Source organism: Candidatus Pelagibacter communis (assembly GCF_001180105.1).
In the GTDB taxonomy this organism is placed as follows: domain Bacteria; phylum Pseudomonadota; class Alphaproteobacteria; order Pelagibacterales; family Pelagibacteraceae; genus Pelagibacter; species Pelagibacter ubique_K.
Map to the genome: position 1 here is coordinate 1 of NZ_CVSO01000071.1, position 550 is coordinate 550.

General features: G+C 30.2%; 1 protein-coding gene and 1 pseudogene. Both read left to right on the forward strand.

What is annotated here, in order from left to right; genetic code table 11:
- Window positions 1-166: pseudogene (locus AMN84_RS05180) on the forward strand (C4-dicarboxylate ABC transporter); the annotation flags it as partial.
- A 24-nt stretch (window positions 167-190) separates the two neighbouring features.
- Window positions 191-550: cytosine permease (locus tag AMN84_RS04730; RefSeq protein ID WP_179850709.1), on the forward strand; the 360-nt coding region annotated here is incomplete at its 3' end.

Genomic DNA, 550 nt, shown 5'->3' on the forward strand with positions numbered 1-550 from the left:
TGCCTTATCAGCCTATTTCTTAAAAGGAGTCGTTCCAGAGTGGGATTTAAAGGACATTTATCTTGGAATGATGCAGTTTATGGTCCTTCAGATTATTGGATTAATCATAATTATTATATTTCCTAAGATTGTCCTCTGGTTACCTACTGTCTTATATGGACAGTAATACATATTTGTTTAATATGTAAATGTGAGCTCAAAAAAAGAAAAATTTAATCTTACAAACTGGGAAATTGTTTCAGTAAATCCTGTTGATAAAAATTGGGACTGGAAAGATATGTTTTGTTTTTGGTCAGTTGGACTTCAAAGCATAATGTCTTTTGCTTTAATAGCTTCATTATATTTTGTTTATAATTTAAATTTTTATGAAGTTTTATTTGGAAGTTTGCTAGCTTCTTTGTTGGTGATTTATTTATCCTATATTATTGGAAAACCCTCTCAAAAGCATGGAATTCCCTTTCCAGTTTTTCTAAGAGTATCAACTGGCTATCAAGGGGCAAGATTTATAAGTTTGATAAGAGGTTTAGTTGGAATATTTTTCTTTGGTGTT